The sequence below is a fragment of the Cohnella soli genome (assembly GCF_042655525.1).
Lineage (GTDB): Bacteria > Bacillota > Bacilli > Paenibacillales > Paenibacillaceae > Cohnella > Cohnella soli.
Genome location: NZ_JBHSMI010000012.1, coordinates 122501 through 141809, shown reverse-complemented (window position 1 = coordinate 141809; position 19309 = coordinate 122501). Strand labels below are relative to the sequence as shown.

Genomic DNA, 19309 nt, shown 5'->3' with positions numbered 1-19309 from the left:
TGACTCAGCCCTCCCTTGTCAGATGGTCGGACGCTGATTTTTCTTCCGTGTTTCTTGCGCAGTCCGTGCGTTTTTCTTTACGAGAGAACTGGTACTAGCATTCGTCGGCGCTTCTGCCAATCTATTACCGTTTGCTTTCTGCATGATCTTAAGCTCATGGTCAAGATTCGAGAGATCATTCGAAACTTGCTGTGATACCCGCTGTTTGAGTGTCGTGAATACTTCTATATTTCTTTCAATATCCATTTCCAGTCGGTCACCTATGTTCATTTTTGCGTCTTTTTGAAGCTTCTTTTTGGCTGCCTCCATACTCTTCTTGAGATCCTTTGGTAGCTTGACTTGGCTCATATCGACCTTTGTATTTCCATCCATCTTGTTGTCAACCGTCATATTAATACGGCTAGTATGTTGGAGGTCAATATCGGATGAAGTTTTGATGACAACTCTCTCTGCCAAGTCTGCTCGAGCATTGTTGTACTTGATTTTGTCGTTAGATGCCTTAATCGCCTTTGTCATATCGTCCGGAATCTTCACATTGCTTAAATCGACGCTAGAATTGATTTTTGGTTTCACTAGTAAATCAATATCCTGAGAGATGACCTGTGTTCCACCACCGCTTGCTAATGTCGCAGACTTCGCAGACTTCAAGATAGCCTGATGCGACATGGGAACAAAGTTCTTTGGAACGAAAGAATCCGTAAGCGGTTCTTGAACAGTTGGGGCTGGAGGTGTTTTTGGCGGCAGTACCTTAACCCCGGAAACGTTATTAAGCATCCCAAATGCGTTCATTGGCACAGGATTTCCAACGGATTTTTCAGGAATTGGTACACCCTCGATAGTGCCGGTCGCTTTACGGAATGCTTCGTTTGCTCGAAGCAGCTCCTCTTTCTTCTGTTTGAATTCCGGCATAGAGCTAAACGAACCTGCATGCGTGATTCTGCCGCCGCGTGTCGTCATGCGATCATTGATTTGGTTCGTGTTATGCAATCCCTCGGATTTGAAGCGCTTGTCCATGCTTTTTACGAATTCGGAATGATTAACAGGCTCCCCTGTAACTGCAGCGTTGTCGATGGCTGCTTTATGTTCCGCCTTATAACGTTGGAAGAGCTCGACCATAACGAAGTCGTTGACGCTCGTCTCAAGCATTCGATTCTTGTTGAGCGTGCCGGCGCGCTGAAGCTGGCGGACAGCCGCTTTCGGACGGTTGACCATGAACATAGACGCGTTCCGAATGGAGTTTTCGTTGGCATACATGGTCGCGGCGACTTGCTGATCGTTCATATCGTCCGTAACGCCATGCGAGAGAATTGCTTGGCGAAGGTCTCCCCCATCTTTATGGATAGCGGACAAGCGATTCTTTTCATCCTTCCACTCCTTGTCCATGCCGCGGAATGGATTTTTGGTGCCGTTACGCATATTCTCGTTGACCTGAGCGACAAACGGCGTGTACTGAACAGGCCCGCCGGTCTCTGCTGCAAGCTGCTCTGACGCATCCTTCTCGCGCTGATAGCGCAGTTGCATGCTGGCCGTCGTCGCATCGTTCATACTTTCGCCAGCCTTGGAGAGCGCGCTCGGATTGAAAGAGCCCGGTACGCCCTCTGTCTCCTTCTTGTTGAACATGTCGCTGATGGTAGACATACCTTTGTTGTACAAGGAGCGGGTAACGTTCCGCTGAATTGCATCGATAACCGTAGATTTGGCTTTCTGCGGCATCGGAATATGCCCGGCAGCCTTAGAGAACACGGATCCGATCTCTTCTCTGTACTTGAAGATAACGAAGATAATAACGGCTTCAAGCGCCATTCCCGTAAACCAGCCTGCCTTTGCTTTAATAGCAACGACGTTGTAAACCACATGACCTGCGACCAAGGACAAGTCCAGAAAGAACATCGTAAACACGGTGGAAATAACGAGTCCTATCAACTTGAGAAATTGTCCACGCGTCACAGCAATGCTTGCTTCCCTTCCAGGGATTAGCGAGGCAAGCAAAGTGACTGACATTACGATCGCATGAATCAGTAGTTTTAAACGCATGTAGATGGTGACACAGGCCCAGAAACTTAAAAAGCCGATAATGACAATGCCGAATAGTGCTGCAAAAAGCAAGATGATCATCTGTTCGTGTGGTCTGACATCGGCAACAGCCGGGAAAGTTGACTGAATGTTTTTAAGCGCAGTTTCCCGTGCATCAGAAAAAGGCTTAGTCTTAAGAACCTGATCAACCTGAGAGGGGTGTTTTTCATAAGCCGTTCCATCATTGAACTGGAGCATGCCATATGGCTTAATAACGAGCTCCATCCACACCTGATCGCTGATTTGTGTCACACCGGTTTCGGTTGAAGTGCTAAGACCTCCGGGCTTTGCTAAGCCTGCGTACATGGCCGCTCCAAGTTCGTATCCGGTATTGTTCAAAAATTTAAGGAAGGTACCCGCCTGAGTGAAGAAGGCAAAGGCGACAACAAGTGCAATGATGAACGAGATTATGGTTTGCAACGAATCGAGAAACCGAAAGCGAATAATTTGCCAGAGGATATAGAGTACCGTAATCGAGGCAAACATACCGAAAACGCTGCTCCATAGCCCGCTTCCGAGTGTCCCGTTCGTAATGCCAGTAAGGCTTTGTATCATACCAGCTGCGGCGTCTATCAGATCATTCATAAACGAGAAGGTGAAAGCTTCCCTTGTAAGGAAGTTGAAGAAGCGGGTAATATAGACCCCGCCGAGAAAAACACCTGATAGCGCTTGGTCATACATACGAGCCGCGCTATCGTTAGCCTTCGCGCCGATCTGCCAAAAACGCCGATCGGGTGTAATGGTCTGGAAGGAATAATGTGATGCATCGTACTTGTTATATAACGTATTCGTCGTTTTGTCGCTTGGGATCATTTGGTCAACTGACTCTGCGTAGACGTATGAGGCCGAGATGATGAAGGCGATCACAACCGTCAGTACAAAACTAAAGATCAAAAGCGTTCGTTTCGACGGCTTTTTAATCTTCATCCTCGGAATCCGGATTGTTGTCATCTAAGTCCTCCCCTCCCGCGGCTACTTCGGCTTGGTATGCCGCGAAGCGCTCGAGTACCGAGAATTCATTCTCTTCTTGAACGGCTTCCTCTTCCTCCGAGGCCTCCGGAGGCCGCGTATCGAAGCAATCAAAGAGATGTTGGAACACGACGTCAACGGAGAGCACGCCAATGCGTCCGTAAATATCCTGCATAAGACATTGGCCATTTTGCAGGTTTTTGATCAGGTCGATGTTCTCCTGCGTTTTCTCGAGACCGAAATAAGCGAGCGTGTTCTTGATCTTATCCGTGTCCTGGTCACGAAAGGCGAATTTCATCCCAATGTTGCCTGCAAGTTCGCCGGCCATGTCGGTCGCGTTCTGTGTAGCAACGCCAAGACCGCCGTTAAGCGAGCGACCGGTCCGGATCGTGCGGTTTGCCATGTCCTTACCGATCTGCGTACCGAGAATAGCCCATGCTTCGTCCATTTCTGCCAGGGTAAAGATCGCGCGGTCGAAGTAGATAAAGGAGTCCATAAAGCGTCCGATCGAGTACATCGCCGCGATCGACATCTTCTCGGCAAGAGAATAGGCTGCCGGAAGTTTGTCGACTGGCGGCATTTTCAGGTTTTGGATCTGAAGAATGTTGAGTGCATAGTCCATATTGATGGATTTTTGCTCACCATTCCCGAAAAGAAGCTTGGCAAAAGAGAGTTCGCGGAAACTGTTGAGAACTTCAGCGATGACCGCCGCGTCTTGCCTGCTCTCCCCCATCTCCTGCAGGACGAAAATACATTTCGTGAGGAAGGGGTTGGGCTCTGATGCGACGCGCATGACCGATTGTGAAATATAGCTGTAGCCGATCGTATCCGTCTTTACCGAGGCTAAGTAGGACAAAATGTCCATCGCAGCTTCCTTCGCCTCTTCAATGTTGGAAAGCATGACGAACGGATCGAGTTTCCCTACGTCTTCCGCTGCTGAGGATAGTGTAGCAACTTGGATTTGGCCGCCGAGCTCCGGTAGCATGTCTGGCCAATGAGAACGTTCACCTTTCGGGTCGAATATGAGCGTCTTACCGCTCGAAATCGCGTTTTGATACCCAAGCAGGTTCATGAGAACAGATTTACCGCCGCCAAGCGTACCGGTGATGCTAAATGACGGTGAACGGTTTATCTGACTGGCGTGCCGTAAATCCACATAGACCGGATTTTGGAGAGAACCAGTGGTGCCGATATAGAATCCTGTTCCGTCCCCCAGGTCCTGTGTTGCCCCGATCATGCCGGATGCAAGCGTTTCAGGTGGGATCCGCTGAATGTAGTCGGAGACATATCGCGGAGAACCAGGAATGAAGTCATTGAAGAGCAGCCATTGGTCGCCTGACGGATTTTCAATCTGAATATTGCCGAAGTCACGGAAATGGTCTTGAAATATTCTCACGTTGCTTTTGAGCATGTTCAGGTCCGTATGATAAAGGCCGAAGGAAACGTGTGTGACGAACGTCGGATTTTTCCGTTTCTTATACTCATCCTCGAGATACAAAGCCTTCTCTTGCTTCTCTTGGAGATCGAGTGGGGTTTGCGCGCCCGCTTCGTGAATATTTTTGACCTGATTGTCAATGTCCATCTTCTTACGACTGAGCTTCTTAATGGCATCCCGCGCTTCCAGCACTTCAACCTTAATGCTCATCTGAACGGGGAAAGGCAAGGCCGATGCGCTGTATAACCACTCACTGCCAGGCATGTCCATGTTGTCCGGGAGATCAGAGAGCGCGAGGTACGCGTGATGGACAACCTTGTCCTCTCCATCGTGCGGCTGCGTGATGGTTACACGGCGTGCGTTGCTTGTGTCGATATCTCCTTCGGTAAGCGTGAGCAGTTGACGAGGATCGTAGAGAAACGTACTGAGTCCGCCCCGCTTCCCTTTCGTTTTCTTCGGACTCCAACCGTCGATGTCAACCGAACGCAGCGTCGGCTCGGCGATACCCCACCAAAAATTCCGCTTGAGCAGCCATTCGATCTTCGCATGGGTTGCCCGCTCCACCCTGACCTTACGAGTGAGGCGATCGTAGATTTGCCGCTCCTTGACTTTATAGGCCTGATATTCGTGTTCAAAAACTTCCGGTTCGTTCAAGCCGGCGAAGTTCTCGATCGTCCGCTTGGGATGGAGAAAGAACTTTTTCAGTTCGATAGTCGCCGTTCCGATCTGTTCAACAAGGTCTTTTGCTTCGTTTTTCGGCAGGTAAACGGCGATGAAGGCACGATAATCTGAATTGTTAGATCCGGAAACATCGCCGTACCTTTCTATCAAGTGTTCTCCCAAGGTATTCGTATATTTCTTGCCCCAGTTCTTCAGTGGGCCAGAGAGACGCTCCTTCAAGCGTTCGTGGTGCTCGTAAATGTCATGCGTCCGTGGAAGCCACAATATGTGAAACTGGTCGGTGAGCAGCGCAAGAAACGATGTATGCGTGATCAACTTGTCGATTTTTTGTTGGTCGCTCAGATGGTCGTAGACGAACGAATCGATTTCATAGATGGCCCAAACAGATTTATCGTGGTTAAAGATCAAGTTCCCCTCGTAATAAGCGACCGGAAACTGAATGTTCACTTTGCTGACTTTTCTCTTAACGTTGAGTGCCAAAATTCAATACCTCCTTGTAAAAAGAGGGACGCGCTATGTACGCGCCCTCTCCTCGATGCGGTAGGCTACCTTACTGCCGTACTTGTAATGCTTCATATGCTGGAATTTGCGGTAACGATGGGTGCGCTTGGGACGCATCCAGTAGAAGATCATCCCAAGGAGCCATCGGTGCGGCGCCTTGCCGTCAAGCTTTTGTTTGGCGATTAGCCAAGTGGCTCCGATTGGCAAGGCAATGTAGGTGTAAATGGGTGGGAGGAAGAACAAGAACGTCTTCCCGAGCATCCAGAAGATAAATTCGCAGACAAAGAAGATGCCAATTACCTTCAGGTTAGCCGGAAGCGGGAGTTTCTTCCCTTCCCAGGCATACATAACAAAGTCAAGGTTCCAAATCCGTGTGTAGTTTGAGACCGTTACCCGTGGGGATTCATTCTTCTCACTCATAGGCCGACCTTACGCAAGGAAAGCATTATACAGCTTGGTTGCGATACCGGATACCCATGTCCAGTTCATAAAGATTGCGACGAGTATCGTTATGGCGAAAGCGCTGGCCATCTTGATCCAGTCACGTGTAACGAGAAAGTATATACCGATGCATCCGAGCACTGCCGGAATCAGACCGTTAACGTTAGAGCTAACAGAATTACCGATCTTTTCGCCCGGCGTGGCTGCGAAGACAACGGGTGCAAGGAACGTAAAGATCGTCAGGGTAAGAAGAACAACTCGGAGCGTCATTTGGTGCTTTTGGTTTTTCATTGTGAATCTCCTCTCGATTTTTGAATCATATTAGATTATTGATATACCACTATTGATTTGTGATTGGAGCCGTGTTGTTATCGGACGTTGCCGATGGAGCGGGACTCGATGACGGCGATTGAGCGGTGTTGTTGCCAGATTGGATACCGTTCGATGTCACGTAGAAGCGAGCATCTTGTTCAACAACGTCAAGGTTCCATGTATTCGTGAATGGTTCTCCTAAATCACTGTTCACCGTGACAGTCGCAACAATCCGATAACTCGATGACTCTCCTACTCCAGATGGCATTTGGTATAGGGCAGCTTGCTCAAGCTTTTGGTAGACGAAATCTGATTTCTGGATCGCTCTCGGTGCCTGCTCGGTATCCGCATAGAAATAACGGAGCTGACCAGCGTTCCCTTCGTACCAGGAACGGATATAGCTATCTGCAAGTTCTTTCGCTTTACTTTGAAGATCAGCATTGCCTACGAGCTTGCTTTCGTCAGCTGAGTCGATAGTGTCCCCTCTTTGCTGCTCGGAAACGAACCGTGGATACGACTGGATAACCGGGCCCTCTTTCGCCAATGTAACCGATACGATCATGTAGGCCTTCTTCTTTAGCAACGGGGGCGTGGTAGCCTTGTCCTGCGCATCGAGTAGTTGATCGGGCAATTGCTGAACATCTCGGCGAATGACTACGGTTACGTCGATATGCTGTGCATCGATTTGATTCGTGCCATAAACTTCTGCAGAGGTGACTTTACTCGAACCCTTAACGTCGAAATTCTTTAACCCCATATCAGGATCAATGCCCTTAATAAAGTTAGAGAGTCGCGTGGTCCGGTCCGCTACAAAGTTTGCGTCCCAAGTAAAGTACTCCGTGGCGAAGTCTAACGCGAATCCTTTGACTGAATCGGAGACAATAGGGGTAGTGTTCCCCTTCACAATCGTCTGGTTAATCGTCCTGTTCCCTTGGGCGAATGCAAGTGCACCCTTGAGGAACAACAGACTCATAAATACCCAGAAGAAAAAGCGTCCCACTTTCCTCCCCGCCATCATCTTCGGTGCCCTCGGTTTGATAGACTTGTCCTTTTTGGACTTGACCTTCTCCACCGGCGGCCCTTCGGCGTCCTTATTCTGTTTTTTGAAAAACGCCAAACCTAGATCACCTGCCTATTTTTGTTTTCTTTTCTTGCTCGATTCTGCTCCGTTAATGAGCACAGATACAACAATTGCAATAACGACAAAGAGAATGATTGCATGCTTCGTATCGAACTCCATCATCCAATTCCAATAGTCCTTCATCTTCGCCCAAACAGATGGAGCCTTATCAGCAACGGTCTTGGATGCGTCGTCGATGATATCTACGACCTTCTGATGAGAATCATCCAACTGTTCCTTCTCCTGCTCACTCTTCGGTTGTTGAGTTGCTGGAGCGGGCTTTGATGTTGGAGCGGGTGACTCAACCTTCGGGGCTTCTTTGGTGACTGTGGGTGCCGGTTCACGTATTAAGAGAACTGCAACGATTAACGCGAATATGACACCAACACTCGCCAGAATAACCTTTTTGTTTTTACTCAATCCCTCACCTCCTCCTAGGCGGGATAATGGTATGTTAGATGTTCTATATATTAACATACCACTATACTAATTAACATACGACAATTGGCATTTAGTGCCATCAATTATTGACGATGAGGCGTAATTCCGGCCGTTTTCTCTCCGAAACAACAATTCGATTGTTCGGGGGTTTCCCGCTCCGGCAAGTTAAGATCGATATTTCACTCGGTGAAAGTTTAACGAAGCCATAGTCCCGCTTCTGCTGAGGCGTCATATCCTTGTATTTCATAACCTTAACCATCCTTCCTCCCCCACCCGCTCGCAGCGAACCTTTGGGTGAGCACATCGCCAATAGATCGTCCTACAAAGACCTGAGTTTCAAACCCTTTGAATACACTCTTGGCTGCCGCACGGATATTATTCAGTCGTGCCTCGTAAATGGCCTCCGGCACGATGAATGCGATAATCCCATTCTTCTGGATGACAGGTGCATCCTTGTGATGCATGACGGCCTTGTACCTATGGAGCTTATTTTCAATCGACACTTGCTGATCCTTCGCGCTGATAAAAGGCGACCTCTGGACCGGTTCCGTGGATCGGTCAAGTTCAACATAGAACACCTGTTCGTCTAGCCTGAAAACCGCATCTGGTCGTACCTCAATGTTCAAATCCTTATTCCCCTGAATTGAAAGTGCCGGGTGCCAGTCCCAATCGGTAAACTGCATGGCTCCGATCTGCTCCAAATGTTTGTATTTCAGCTCAAGGTAGACTTTGGCGAGCTCCCAGAAGTGTTCTTTCTTCGCCCTCTCCATGTCGAGCTCCAGCTTCGAAAGTTTGGATTCCTCCAAAACCCCGATCTTCATCTCAACGAGTCTAAGACCTCTTGAGGTGAGATAGTACCAAGTCTCCCCTTTCACCTGCACTCTAAGTTTTGGAGCCTTGTCCAATTCATCAGGAATTGTATTTGACTTTTCGAGTACACCTTTTGCATAGAGATCAAAGAGTCTTCGTTGAGCCCGAAGTTTGGCAGACTTCAAATTGCTCTCATCCAATACCCGCTTCTTAGATTCAGAAGAATCATCATAGTCAGGAAACACTTCTGAAGGATCCTTCCAAAAGTAATGCTCAATAGCAGCAGAGATTGGCATACATCTGCAAAGGTATAGATCTATCAGGAATCTCCAATCCCTCGAACTCAAACGATCAACAACAGCACCAAAAGACGCTTCCCCAGGAGTCCGAACCTTGCGCTTTCGTCCTTCCCCTGTACCCGGATCAGAGCCTTTCCCCTGCTCCAAATCCCCCTTCATCGGCGTTCACTCCTTTCAAACGGCAAAAACGGCTTGCCAACTTTCAGTTGCGGCCGAATTTCGGCATTAGTCGCGATTTCACTCGACTTAGAATTCCTTGTCCGACGCGGGATACGCAACAAATACGGTCAATTTCGACTAACAATGTTTTGCTGAATAAAGAAACCCTTGAGGAAGCATATCGGAAACGAATAAAGAAACAAATACAAAAACAATGATGATACACATGGCGAAACGTTTGTGAGCCTAATAAAGAATCCAGGAGACTAAAAAAAATGTGTCCTCCCTTCCTGCCACGAATTTGGATCGCAATAAGGCGTGCCAGAACATTCCAGCCATCAAAGTAATCATAATACAGCAGCAAACCATTCAGCAATGACTAGAGTGTAATTTTGGAATAATGGAATTATGACCGTAGTTTGGAGGGGGGGGGTGAAGTAAAGGGGCGAAAATGGGGGAAGTCATGCATTTACTTGAATTGGATATTAATCGGATTATAATCCGATATTAAAATAATTCTTATCTTATTTGACTGGAATATTAAAAGGGAATACAATCGTACTAGAATGATATATTATCCTCGGGAGGAAAAACCATGAAACTTCATTTCACGGATGCAGGCCTGGACTTCGGAAACTCGGAATTAGATGCGATTATTGAAGGGAAGCTCATTCGTCAACCGAACGTATTTGCAGTAGCTGGCCAGAATCCTTGGGCCGATGACGATCTAGACGTGAAGAAGAATCTGAAAAATATCTACGATAACATTGCAGTATCGATCATTTCCGGCGCAGTTCGTACAAACCTCTACGTTGTGGGCCGCTATGCACTTAAAACGTTTGGCGAAAATGTAACAAGCCTATACGTCAAAGGCAACCGGTCTAAAGCCGACCAAGATGTCCCTTACGTGAACACACTCGCGATTATGGCGGCCCGTGCGGTTGAAAAGGCTATTGAGTTGGATCCGGATGTACAAGATATCGATTTAACCATTGATATGTCGGCCGCTCTTCCGGTCAAACAGCATACGCCGGCAAACATCGAAATAATGAAAAAGAAATTCATGGATGGGACACATACGGTCTCTTTCCACCTTGGCCTCACAAAAAAAATTGATGTTAAGATCTCTTTCGAGTACGTCCACCTTCTGCAAGAAGGAACCCCTCCTGTATTTGCGCTCCAAATGGACTCGGAAGGAAATTGGAGAACCGGGAGTTATATGCCAGAAGATGAGAATACAAAACGGGATCTCTTTTCGGAATTCGCCAAGGAATACAACCTTCCGGAAGAGACAGATGGAAGCTATCTGGATGGGAAAAATATATTACATCTTGACCTGGGAGACGGTACAGCCGATAGCCCATTCACAAAAGGCGACGCGGTGGATAACGACTTCTGTGACGGGGTAAACCATGGCGTCGGTCATGCCATTAGCGATTCTATAAACGATCTATTGAGTCTCGCCCCGCACGCGTTCAACTCTGTTTCTCGTCAGCAGTACAGCGATATTTTGAGAAGTGAATTTTCTGACCGTCCACATAAATTCTTGAGTGAAGCAAAACAGGCTTTTCGACCGCATTGCGAAAATCAAGCGAATCAAATCATCAAGCACATCACGGACCAAATCCTTAAAATCGGTGCAAACGAAATTGATATTCTCACCGTCTACGGCGGTGGCAGCATTCTCATGAAAGAGCAACTGTATCCAAAGCTGAAAGAATTGGCTGATAAGTCTCGGATCCAACTGTTCTATGTGCCTGCTCAGTATGCGGTAACTCTTAACGCTGAGGGACTTGATTACTTCGTTAGAAGTGATATTTATAAGGCTTTGAAGGCGCGGGCCGTTGGAATCCCGTCGACTCCCCAAAAATCAAAAAAAGAGATTGCGTCTGCACAGCAGCGTTAATTACCACCAATTTTGATTGATCGGGGGTGACACCTTTGAAAAAAACTGAAGCCGTTCCAGGGAAACCAATTGTACTGAAATTACGAGAAGATGAAGAGGATATTGTCTGTAAGTGGCTGAATTTACAGAGTGCCTATAGTGACTCCCTTAGATACCTTATCCAGCAAGAGATTGCGGTAAATGGTTTACGGAATCTTCAACAATTTATTCCGCAACACCGTACCGTTGAGACTCTAAAATCTCTGCTACAAATGACTACTTCTCAGTCCCATTTTGCTCAAATTGCAGATTTCCAAAGCCAGTCCGGGGGTGGTTTCTCAAGCCCTCCCCCGTCTCCTGCATCGAACGTGGTGGCACCAGACGAACCTTTGCAAAGGGCAGCCGAACCCGCCACTCTAACTATGGAACGAACAATTGCGGAAGAAAAAAGTATAGATGAGTCAACGACCGGCTTACATACCGCCCCTTCCACTTCACCACCGAATCCATCATCGATTCCTGAGACTGCATCCGGGACTAAGCGTAGTGCAGCCAAAAAGTTTAGCGATAATGTGCTTGAGTCGTATAGTAACTAAGAGTGAAACCCCCGCCGGCAAATTGCTAGCGGGGAGTTTTCATGTACATACCACAAAACCTTGATTTTACAACGGTATACCGGTATTACTAAGTATACTAAAGAACAAATTTAGGATATAATCGAGGAATATACGATGGTTGTGAAAGGAGAATATCGATGTCAGAAGAAAAGAAAAATGAGGTTGTCCAGTATAAGGTTTCTGAAGATACCAAACGAAGAGCGCAGGCTGCCTACGATGCTTCTGGTTTTGAGGAAAAAGGCGAGTTCTATGCGCAACTCCTCTCTCTCTTTGAATTACAACTACAAAGAGACGGATCATCAGGTTACAAGGAACAACTGGATGAGTTGAATTATCATAGTCGAAGGTTCGTTGAACTTTACCTTTCCATGATCCAAACGGAAGCTGCAAGAAGAATGGAAATGACGCAACAGCACGATGAGTTGTTGGCCAAAGTATCCTTGGAATTGAGAAATGCTCTGGACGAGATTCAGGAATTAAAGACGGTGAATAAGCAAAAGGATATTTCCAATCAGGAGTTAATAAAGAACACTGATTCGCAAAAGTCTTTGATAGAACAATTAGAGTCTCTTCGGAAGAAGGATGAAGAGCTTTCTGAAGGTTATAAAACCCAAATTAGAGACCTCTCCTCCCTCCTATCCGAGCAAAAAGGTGCAGCTGATGCAGGTCGAAGTGCGATCGAGGAAGCCGAACAGTTGCGCGCGGATCTTAAAGAACTACAGAAAAGTGCTGATCGCGGGATCATCGAGTTAAACGAAGTCAAAGAACGCTTTGAGTACCAACTAAAACAAAAAGATGAAAAGCACGCATCTGAGATCGAGAAGTTGACGAGCAGGGCCGCATTAGATTTAGAAAGAGCGGTACTTAACGTTGAAAAACGTCATCAAACCGAACGTGATCGTGATTCGGCGGAATATGCAGAACGAATCCGAAAACTTCTTGACGGTCAGGTTCATGGCAAGACCCCTCCTCCCCCTTCGAACCAAATTTCTTCAGATTCCGAATGATCTTCATATTAAGGTGCAGCGCCTCCTTTCGCAGGAGGCGTTTTTTTAATTGCATTCAAATAAAATTATAATTAGATATTAATCTTGTAATAATCAAATATAGTTCAAATTAATATCTAATATTGATTCTATATTAATAGCACAATAATAACATATAAATCATATTATAATAACATTCAAATTATAGTCTGACGAATTTGCAGACAAGTGCCGGCATCCATTTCGGCCCCCTACACCCCCTATCCCCGCAGCATAAAATTTCAAAACTATGCCGAGACAATTTAGGCTATTAACATGTGATAGGCTATTGATAGGTAAAAATTACATGCATAATGATATATCACAACCTAATAACACTCTACTGGGAGATAGGCAGTTTTAATATGATAGTCTACTATTAGGAGATCATTAGCATGCTAATAATATATTTGCAATTAAATATTGATAGGCTTTCGATAGGCTTTCAATAGCTGATAGCCTGTGGTTAATCTATTGATTGGATGTTAACAGTTTGTTGCGATGTGATATAATAAATTGGTGCCAACAGCATATTGGTATCTGGGAGACTGCTATAAGGTGCGATAATGCGATTGAAATAAATCTAAGATTACGATGAGAGGGAGGTGGTCCCCATGTCAGATGATGTTTTCAAGAAATTTGAGGGGTATCATACGATAGGAGCAGCAAGAGAGCGACTTTTGAGTATGGGAGCTAATGAGCCTATACCAACAATACGAAATTGGAGCAACGACTTGCATCAACTTCAAGTTCACACGCTTCCGCGAAATCAAAGAGGAGAACGGATTTATAGTGAGATTGATATACAAATCTTGTTGTTCATCCACGAGGCGAAAAAACGTTTTGGAAAAAATATGACAATGGATGCTATTTCAACCATGATTCAGTCAGATGAGCGATTTAGCAAACATTTAAACTATGACCCTACCGATGGCGGCCAAACTGATCCAGGAACTGGTTTGATCGCATCTGAACATCGCATAAAAGAAATCATCCGTTCGGAATTGGAAGAGCTGAACTTAGTAAAAGAGCAAATGCTGCGTGCCCAAGAAGAACTAAAGTCTGCGAAGGAAAATTACGAAAATCAACGATTACTTCTTCCGGATCCAGCAGAGGAGAAGAGGCAAAGGAATATAGAAATAAGAACAATGCTTTTCGACCAGTTAACAACACAAAAGAAGATTGAGAGAAGATTGGCAGACAGAGCCGCAAAGGAATGGGCCCTAAACCCGAAGAAGAAAGGCTTTATATTCAAGTCAGAAGATATTGAAGCCAAAACGACCTTTATTAAGGAGTACGTCGACTCACATTTTGATGAAGAGCTTAAGAAGGAATATGAAGAGAACAACGGATAGGAGAATCCGTTGTTCTTTAAGGTGTGTCAATGACAAAAGAGTAGACTTATTGTATCATGATACTTGTTTAATATATTAATATACATGAATTGGAGTGGCGCCATGAAGTATATTGGCATGGTCATTGGAGGGATATTTTCGGTACTTGGGCATATGTTTGCTTTCATGTTCAAGAATGTATTTATACAGATCAGACGATTTGCCATGGACCCTGCGAACAAAAATGCTATATGGAATATGCAGGCTATTGGTGTCCTGATGCTGATTATTCTTTCTTTCTTATGGTTAGTCGGGAAGTACCAGGATTTGTTTTACGGAGTGGGGCATCCGGTGTTCTACAGGGCAATTCCGCTTCTCCTAGCATGCTTCATGGGTCATCTAATTTATTCATGTCCGCTTTTTTTCAAGAGCACTTACGCAAAGCCAATAATACAAACGTTTTTGAATGCAACCAGTATAATGGCTGCAGGTCAAATTTTCATGAAGTATGTGCCGGGGTGGAAAGGTCTTGCCATTTCATGTATTTTATTTTTTGGTACGATAATCATTACATTGTACTATACGCTTCATATCAAAATTCGCGCGACTATTTTCAGCAAGCTGACGAGGGCAGCCGAAGAAGCGGATCTGATCGCGAAATCAATAAATGGTCAAAAGGGAAGCGTGGAATCGCGAAAAGGTGTTTCAAATGCGGACCTTGCAGCAGCCATCGAGGAGGTAGACTTAAGCGAAAAGGGCTGTTTGAGTCATTTGCGGTATTATTCAGAAGAATGCAAACTGGAACTGTTTCATACCGTTCCTACAAAATATAAGCAGAGTGAATTGATGGAGCTCGGAAGAGAGGACCGTGCCCAACATTCCCAAACGATCGGTGGTACTGGCGCCGGTAAAACACTCTTAGCAACCACGCTAGTCGTCCAGGATATACTGAATGATTTTATGGGATCAACAATACTTGAACCAAAAGGCTCATTCATCAATCGATTATCACATTTTATTGATCGAACAGGACGGCCGTATCGAAGACTGGACCCAGAATATGAATTTACAGATTGCTTGAACCCGTTTTATGTGCCGGAAGGCGAAGATATTGAACCCATGATTGAAGCGAATGTATCAGCATTTCATGGCTATCTTGGGCCTGAAGCAGAGCAATACTTTAAAAGCCGATCCACTCAACTCTTACGCGTTAGTATCAAGGCATTAAAACTGTGCAAAGGTAATAACTGTACATACAACGATCTAAATCGTCTTATTCAACCCATAAATGATGATTACAGGGCAGAGATTATGCAGGAATTCATCGGTCGAGAATCTGAGGTATCATTACTGCTTGAATATACAAGAAACATGGGTAATGATAGAACTGCTGAATTCGCAATGAAGACGTATTCGGGTCTGTATGATTACTTGAGCGAGCTGACATCGAGTAAATATATACAACGAATTTTCTGCGGGCCTTCAACGTTCAATATCGACGATTCATTGAGTAATGGTGAAATCGTCTTGGTAAACGGGGCATATGGAAAACTGCAGACGTTGACTTATACAGTTGGCCGGCTGTATTTGAACTTACTTAGGGCAAGCACATTCCGTAGAAGCTTAAAGGGTAAAGTGCGACCGCATCAATTAACTGTCGACGAACTCGAAATGTTCGCGGATGAGGAATTCTCCACATTCCTAGAGATGGCACGCGAATTTGAAGTTTATGTAAACGTAATTCATCAGGGCAACGTGCAGCTTACTGATGTGAGTGAACGACTTGGAGGCATGGTTAAACAAAATGCAGTTCAAAAGTTCATCCTAGCCGGCTTGGACAATGAGGATGCGGAATATTACGCTGATATGATCGGTGAGGAATACCAAATTGGCCAAAGTAGTGGCACCGATGAAATGTCGACAACTGGATTCAAGACCCAATTGAAAGAGGAGAAACGGTACAAGGTCCTTCCAAGTGAAATCACAAGACTGAAGGGTTATAATCCGAAAACTGGCGAACCAGGGGAGTGTCTCTTCAGGGGTGTCCGCAATAACATTAGGCTGGAACCGGTTATCGGACTGGTTTATCCGCTTCCTCGTAAGCTGTTTGAACCGTTAGAGTCTGCATCGAGCCAAACGGAGACTGACAAAGATGTTGAGAATGATGAGGTAGAAGAGGAATATTCCAAGATTGAGATAAGTGGTCAGAGAGAATCAGTAACACCAAATGAACAAGAGCAAAAATCAGTACCAATCGAAGAAAAGGCAGACAAAAAGAATGATAGCAAGACAGAAAAACTTGATCGGATAAAACAACGTGCTGCAGAGTCGAAATCAAAAGAAGGAGAAGATGGCGCACAAAATACCATAAGAAATACTGCATGGGATTCCGACAATGAACCAGACACGAAGTCAACGGACCCACACGCTGCCCGGAATGCTAAATTGACCGATTTGGAGGAGAGGCTTGCCAAAAAAGCTGAGGAAGCACGAGGTCAATCAAGCCATGAATGAAAGACAGCCGATACTCTAATGAGGTATCGGCTGTTTTATTAACATGATAAAAATTTGATTATTCATCTTCTTCTTTTATGTCCATAAATAATGCGTTATACATCTCGAATGCTGAAACGCCAAGCGGTGTAAGTTTATATAGTTTTTGCCGGCCTGACGAATTGTATTCAGCTAAACCTAATGCTTCAAGATAACAAACAGCGAAATTTAATTCTCCACGTCTTACGCCAGATTTCAAAGATAAATCTTCTTTGTTCCAATCCTTTTTTGAAAGCGCCTGCATAACTAATTTAGGTCCATTGGGTAAGTTTTTGATCATTTTCTCTAAATAGGGTTGTAATGTTCCTTCGATCTTAAAATCAACAGTCATGCCAAATTAGCACTCCTTTATGTTAGTCATCCAATTATCTAATATAGTAACACATTGGTTAAACAATTTACATATACCAATCATTCCCGAAGCAAAATGATAGTATACATGAACTAAAGAATGTTAACAACACTATTCGACAAAATATAAAGAATGAGAATTAAAATTGAAGGTTACGAACTTTAAGCATAGCCGGTTGCTGAACGAATTCAACTTTGGAATCCATATTTAGTCTTTTATTTGCAGCTACGGATCTTAGAATTTCATTCTTGAGCATTTGCCCACGAACCCATGTAATTTCAACAACTTTTCCGGTTTCTCCTCGTCCTACTTGAAGGTGGCCGGAGTTTTCGTTGTATTCGGAAATATGATTCAGATTTACATATGTTCCCGAATGAACACGAATAAAACGATTTGATTCCAAAAGTTCTTCTAACTGCATAAACTCATGTAGCGTCATATTTTCATAGTAGATGCGATCTGATTGATGAAATTGGACGCGATTTGATTCGTCTACCTGGACAAACAGAACGTTATTAAGATCGATATTTATCGTATTGAAAACGGTAGAACTTGATTTTACGTCTTCTATATGGCCTGCAATTCGCATTAACTCGTTAAAATCTGTTTGGTATGCCTCAGCAAACTTCCTAAGCGTCTGAGGTTGGGGAATGATGGCCGGTCCTGTCTTCCTGTTATCACCGAGTTCAACATCACGAATATAACCGTGGCTTAATTTGCATAGCTTACCAGCGGTTCTTAAACTATAATCTTTCGACAAACGTATTAACTCTAAGTGTTTACCGATATCGTTCTGGATCATAATTTGTGTGTCCCTTTCGTTAAGTTATAGGCAGAGGATTGGCAACCCGGCTGTCATAGCTTGCGCATTAGACCCGTGGTTTTGCGTCCTGTACTTTCGCACAGTTTGCTCAAGTCTGCATACAACCTCTAAAGAAAATATAGCATGATTTTCAAGTACATACAGAAAGTATTTGGGAAACATAATTCATTAAATTTTAATAAAGTGTCGAATACTGTCGAATAATGATAGATAATAGCGAGCAATGGCGAATCGAGCCAAATTAGGAAGAAAAGTGTTGACCGCTATTTAACGTTCATAGTAAAATTCGACTGTACTAATTATAGTACATATGCACCACAATTTACCGCGTGGATTCTACCTGGATCCTAATTTAGTTAGTGAATATGTACTAAAAGTAAAGACAACAGGCGAAGGGAAGATTAAGCGTGCAGCATGAAACCTTTCTGGAAAAAAGCAAGGTAGCAATTACCCTTTTGTTTGAAGGGAACGCTAGCGACAATAACATTTCGGTGTATATACCGGAACTTCGGCTTGGGGTCATTGGGGATACGCACGAAGAGGCGCGTGAACATGCGATCGATCTGGCGAAGATGGAGCATGCTAGACTGCTTAAAGGCTGCAAGGAGAACGAACCAATCATCGAGCGGATCGAACTTGAAATTGAATAACCGCAACACTGAGATGGAGCAACTCTTCCATCTCTTTTTTTGGCCAAAGGCATTGAAATCTATTCGCATTTATGTGCGATAATAATTCTATTAAATAATTAGGTGGAATATAGAAATGGAAGTATAATTAAGTTAAAGGTTAAGAGAGGAGGCGAGAGGTAATATGCGACAATTCTTTGATCCATCCTTGCTGCCGATAACGACAACGGATTTGGACGGGAACGTACTGTATGTGAAAACGAACGGGCTACACCATTATGGCTACACTGACATTATGTTCGAAGGGGCTGGAGAAGAAGGGGAGCAATTGCTTCTCGACATCCTTGACCGAATTTTCAGTTTGGAGTTTAATATCAATTCGACCTGGAACTACAACGGGAACCTGTTGAAACTCGAACAGAGAGACGATGGATTTGCCCATATTGTTTACTGCAAGGTAGATCAACCGCGAATCCTTACGATCTTAAATCCACAAGGTGAGCCTGCGAAGTATATCTCCAAAGGTCTTTCCGAACTTTATGGGCATCCGGAAGCAGAAGTCGATGGGGATACGATTCACGGAAAAGACATCCTTAGCCATTTGATTGATGAAGTGGTTGCAGGAACACGATATGATGAAGATTCTCTGATTCTTAACGATGATCACGTATATTCCGTCGCGTATACAATGGACCGATTAGGAAACCCAGTCTTACAAATTCATCTGGAACCAAAGCTTACGGAAAAGCCAATAACCAAAAGAAGTAGTGGGCACTTGAAACGAATAAAATAGTTCTTCTCATTCCGATAGTCATATAGTAATATACTAATATATTAATTAGTTAATTAT

Annotated in this window: 16 protein-coding genes and 1 riboswitch; of the genes, 7 read left to right on the top strand and 9 right to left on the bottom strand. The window is 44.7% G+C overall.

Features of this window, described 5'->3' with window-relative positions:
• Positions 1–18 precede the first annotated feature (18 nt).
• The 7 genes from ACFPOF_RS06835 to ACFPOF_RS06805 all read right to left on the bottom strand — a co-directional run bounded on the left by ACFPOF_RS06835 (position 19) and on the right by ACFPOF_RS06805 (position 9241).
• Entirely contained in the window at positions 19–3024 is a 3006-nt protein-coding gene (locus ACFPOF_RS06835; RefSeq protein ID WP_378130909.1) for a CD3337/EF1877 family mobilome membrane protein, read from the bottom strand.
• Positions 2990–5377, bottom strand: coding sequence for an ATP-binding protein (locus ACFPOF_RS06830; protein WP_378130907.1), 2388 nt, complete (start codon positions 5375–5377; stop codon positions 2990–2992). Before ACFPOF_RS06830 ends, ACFPOF_RS06835 begins: the two co-directional genes overlap by 35 nt.
• Before the next feature lie 294 nt (positions 5378–5671).
• On the bottom strand, positions 5672–6007 hold the full coding sequence (locus ACFPOF_RS06825) for a TcpE family conjugal transfer membrane protein (protein WP_378130960.1): 336 nt from the start codon (positions 6005–6007) through the stop codon (positions 5672–5674).
• Between the two features lie 81 nt (positions 6008–6088).
• The gene (locus tag ACFPOF_RS06820) at positions 6089–6391 is read right to left on the bottom strand and encodes a hypothetical protein (RefSeq protein ID WP_378130905.1); all 303 of its coding nucleotides are present in this window, start codon (positions 6389–6391) and stop codon (positions 6089–6091) included.
• Positions 6392–6440: 49 nt separating this feature from the next.
• The gene (locus ACFPOF_RS06815) at positions 6441–7529 is read right to left on the bottom strand and encodes a conjugal transfer protein (protein WP_378130903.1); all 1089 of its coding nucleotides are present in this window, start codon (positions 7527–7529) and stop codon (positions 6441–6443) included.
• A 15-nt stretch (positions 7530–7544) separates the two neighbouring features.
• On the bottom strand, positions 7545–7952 hold the full coding sequence (locus ACFPOF_RS06810; RefSeq protein WP_378130901.1) for a hypothetical protein: 408 nt from the start codon (positions 7950–7952) through the stop codon (positions 7545–7547).
• A 272-nt stretch (positions 7953–8224) separates the two neighbouring features.
• Positions 8225–9241: a replication-relaxation family protein gene (locus ACFPOF_RS06805; protein ID WP_378130899.1), complete on the bottom strand. Its 1017-nt coding sequence runs from the start codon at positions 9239–9241 to the stop codon at positions 8225–8227.
• Between the two features lie 595 nt (positions 9242–9836).
• Here ACFPOF_RS06805 and ACFPOF_RS06800 point away from each other — a divergent pair.
• From ACFPOF_RS06800 to ACFPOF_RS06780, 5 genes are all read left to right on the top strand, one after another.
• Positions 9837–11147 carry a hypothetical protein gene (locus tag ACFPOF_RS06800; protein ID WP_378130897.1) on the top strand — a complete coding sequence of 437 codons (1311 nt, stop codon included), beginning with the start codon at positions 9837–9839 and terminating at the stop codon, positions 11145–11147.
• Positions 11148–11182: 35 nt separating this feature from the next.
• Positions 11183–11722: a hypothetical protein gene (locus ACFPOF_RS06795; protein ID WP_378130895.1), complete on the top strand. Its 540-nt coding sequence runs from the start codon at positions 11183–11185 to the stop codon at positions 11720–11722.
• Between the two features lie 158 nt (positions 11723–11880).
• Positions 11881–12750, top strand: a complete 870-nt coding sequence (locus ACFPOF_RS06790; protein ID WP_378130894.1) for a hypothetical protein — start codon at positions 11881–11883, stop codon at positions 12748–12750.
• Positions 12751–13382: 632 nt separating this feature from the next.
• Positions 13383–14123, top strand: a complete 741-nt coding sequence (locus ACFPOF_RS06785) for a hypothetical protein (RefSeq protein ID WP_378130892.1) — start codon at positions 13383–13385, stop codon at positions 14121–14123.
• A 102-nt stretch (positions 14124–14225) separates the two neighbouring features.
• A complete protein-coding gene (locus tag ACFPOF_RS06780; RefSeq protein ID WP_378130890.1) occupies positions 14226–16616 on the top strand; it encodes a type IV secretory system conjugative DNA transfer family protein in 2391 nt (796 codons plus the stop codon).
• Between the two features lie 58 nt (positions 16617–16674).
• Here ACFPOF_RS06780 and ACFPOF_RS06775 read toward each other — a convergent pair whose 3' ends face one another.
• Both ACFPOF_RS06775 and ACFPOF_RS06770 read right to left on the bottom strand, forming a co-directional pair.
• Positions 16675–16986: a hypothetical protein gene (locus ACFPOF_RS06775; protein WP_378130888.1), complete on the bottom strand. Its 312-nt coding sequence runs from the start codon at positions 16984–16986 to the stop codon at positions 16675–16677.
• A gap of 160 nt (positions 16987–17146) precedes the next feature.
• Positions 17147–17809, bottom strand: a complete 663-nt coding sequence (locus ACFPOF_RS06770; RefSeq protein WP_378130886.1) for a LytTR family transcriptional regulator DNA-binding domain-containing protein — start codon at positions 17807–17809, stop codon at positions 17147–17149.
• A gap of 37 nt (positions 17810–17846) precedes the next feature.
• A riboswitch (cyclic di-GMP riboswitch) is annotated at positions 17847–17929 on the bottom strand.
• Between the two features lie 308 nt (positions 17930–18237).
• Here ACFPOF_RS06770 and ACFPOF_RS06765 point away from each other — a divergent pair.
• Together ACFPOF_RS06765 and ACFPOF_RS06760 are read left to right on the top strand one after the other, a co-directional pair.
• A complete protein-coding gene (locus tag ACFPOF_RS06765; RefSeq protein WP_378130884.1) occupies positions 18238–18480 on the top strand; it encodes a hypothetical protein in 243 nt (80 codons plus the stop codon).
• A 163-nt stretch (positions 18481–18643) separates the two neighbouring features.
• The gene (locus ACFPOF_RS06760; protein ID WP_378130882.1) at positions 18644–19252 is read left to right on the top strand and encodes a hypothetical protein; all 609 of its coding nucleotides are present in this window, start codon (positions 18644–18646) and stop codon (positions 19250–19252) included.
• Positions 19253–19309: the final 57 nt, after the last annotated feature.

Coding starts and splice junctions, on each gene's coding strand:
- ACFPOF_RS06835 (WP_378130909.1), bottom strand. CDS start 3,024: ATGACAACAATCCGGATTCCGAGGATGAAGATTAAAAAGCCGTCGAAA.
- ACFPOF_RS06825 (WP_378130960.1), bottom strand. CDS start 6,007: ATGTATGCCTGGGAAGGGAAGAAACTCCCGCTTCCGGCTAACCTGAAG.
- ACFPOF_RS06820 (WP_378130905.1), bottom strand. CDS start 6,391: ATGAAAAACCAAAAGCACCAAATGACGCTCCGAGTTGTTCTTCTTACC.
- ACFPOF_RS06805 (WP_378130899.1), bottom strand. CDS start 9,241: ATGAAGGGGGATTTGGAGCAGGGGAAAGGCTCTGATCCGGGTACAGGG.
- ACFPOF_RS06800 (WP_378130897.1), top strand. CDS start 9,837: ATGAAACTTCATTTCACGGATGCAGGCCTGGACTTCGGAAACTCGGAA.
- ACFPOF_RS06790 (WP_378130894.1), top strand. CDS start 11,881: ATGTCAGAAGAAAAGAAAAATGAGGTTGTCCAGTATAAGGTTTCTGAA.
- ACFPOF_RS06785 (WP_378130892.1), top strand. CDS start 13,383: ATGTCAGATGATGTTTTCAAGAAATTTGAGGGGTATCATACGATAGGA.
- ACFPOF_RS06780 (WP_378130890.1), top strand. CDS start 14,226: ATGAAGTATATTGGCATGGTCATTGGAGGGATATTTTCGGTACTTGGG.
- ACFPOF_RS06775 (WP_378130888.1), bottom strand. CDS start 16,986: ATGACTGTTGATTTTAAGATCGAAGGAACATTACAACCCTATTTAGAG.
- ACFPOF_RS06770 (WP_378130886.1), bottom strand. CDS start 17,809: ATGATCCAGAACGATATCGGTAAACACTTAGAGTTAATACGTTTGTCG.
- ACFPOF_RS06760 (WP_378130882.1), top strand. CDS start 18,644: ATGCGACAATTCTTTGATCCATCCTTGCTGCCGATAACGACAACGGAT.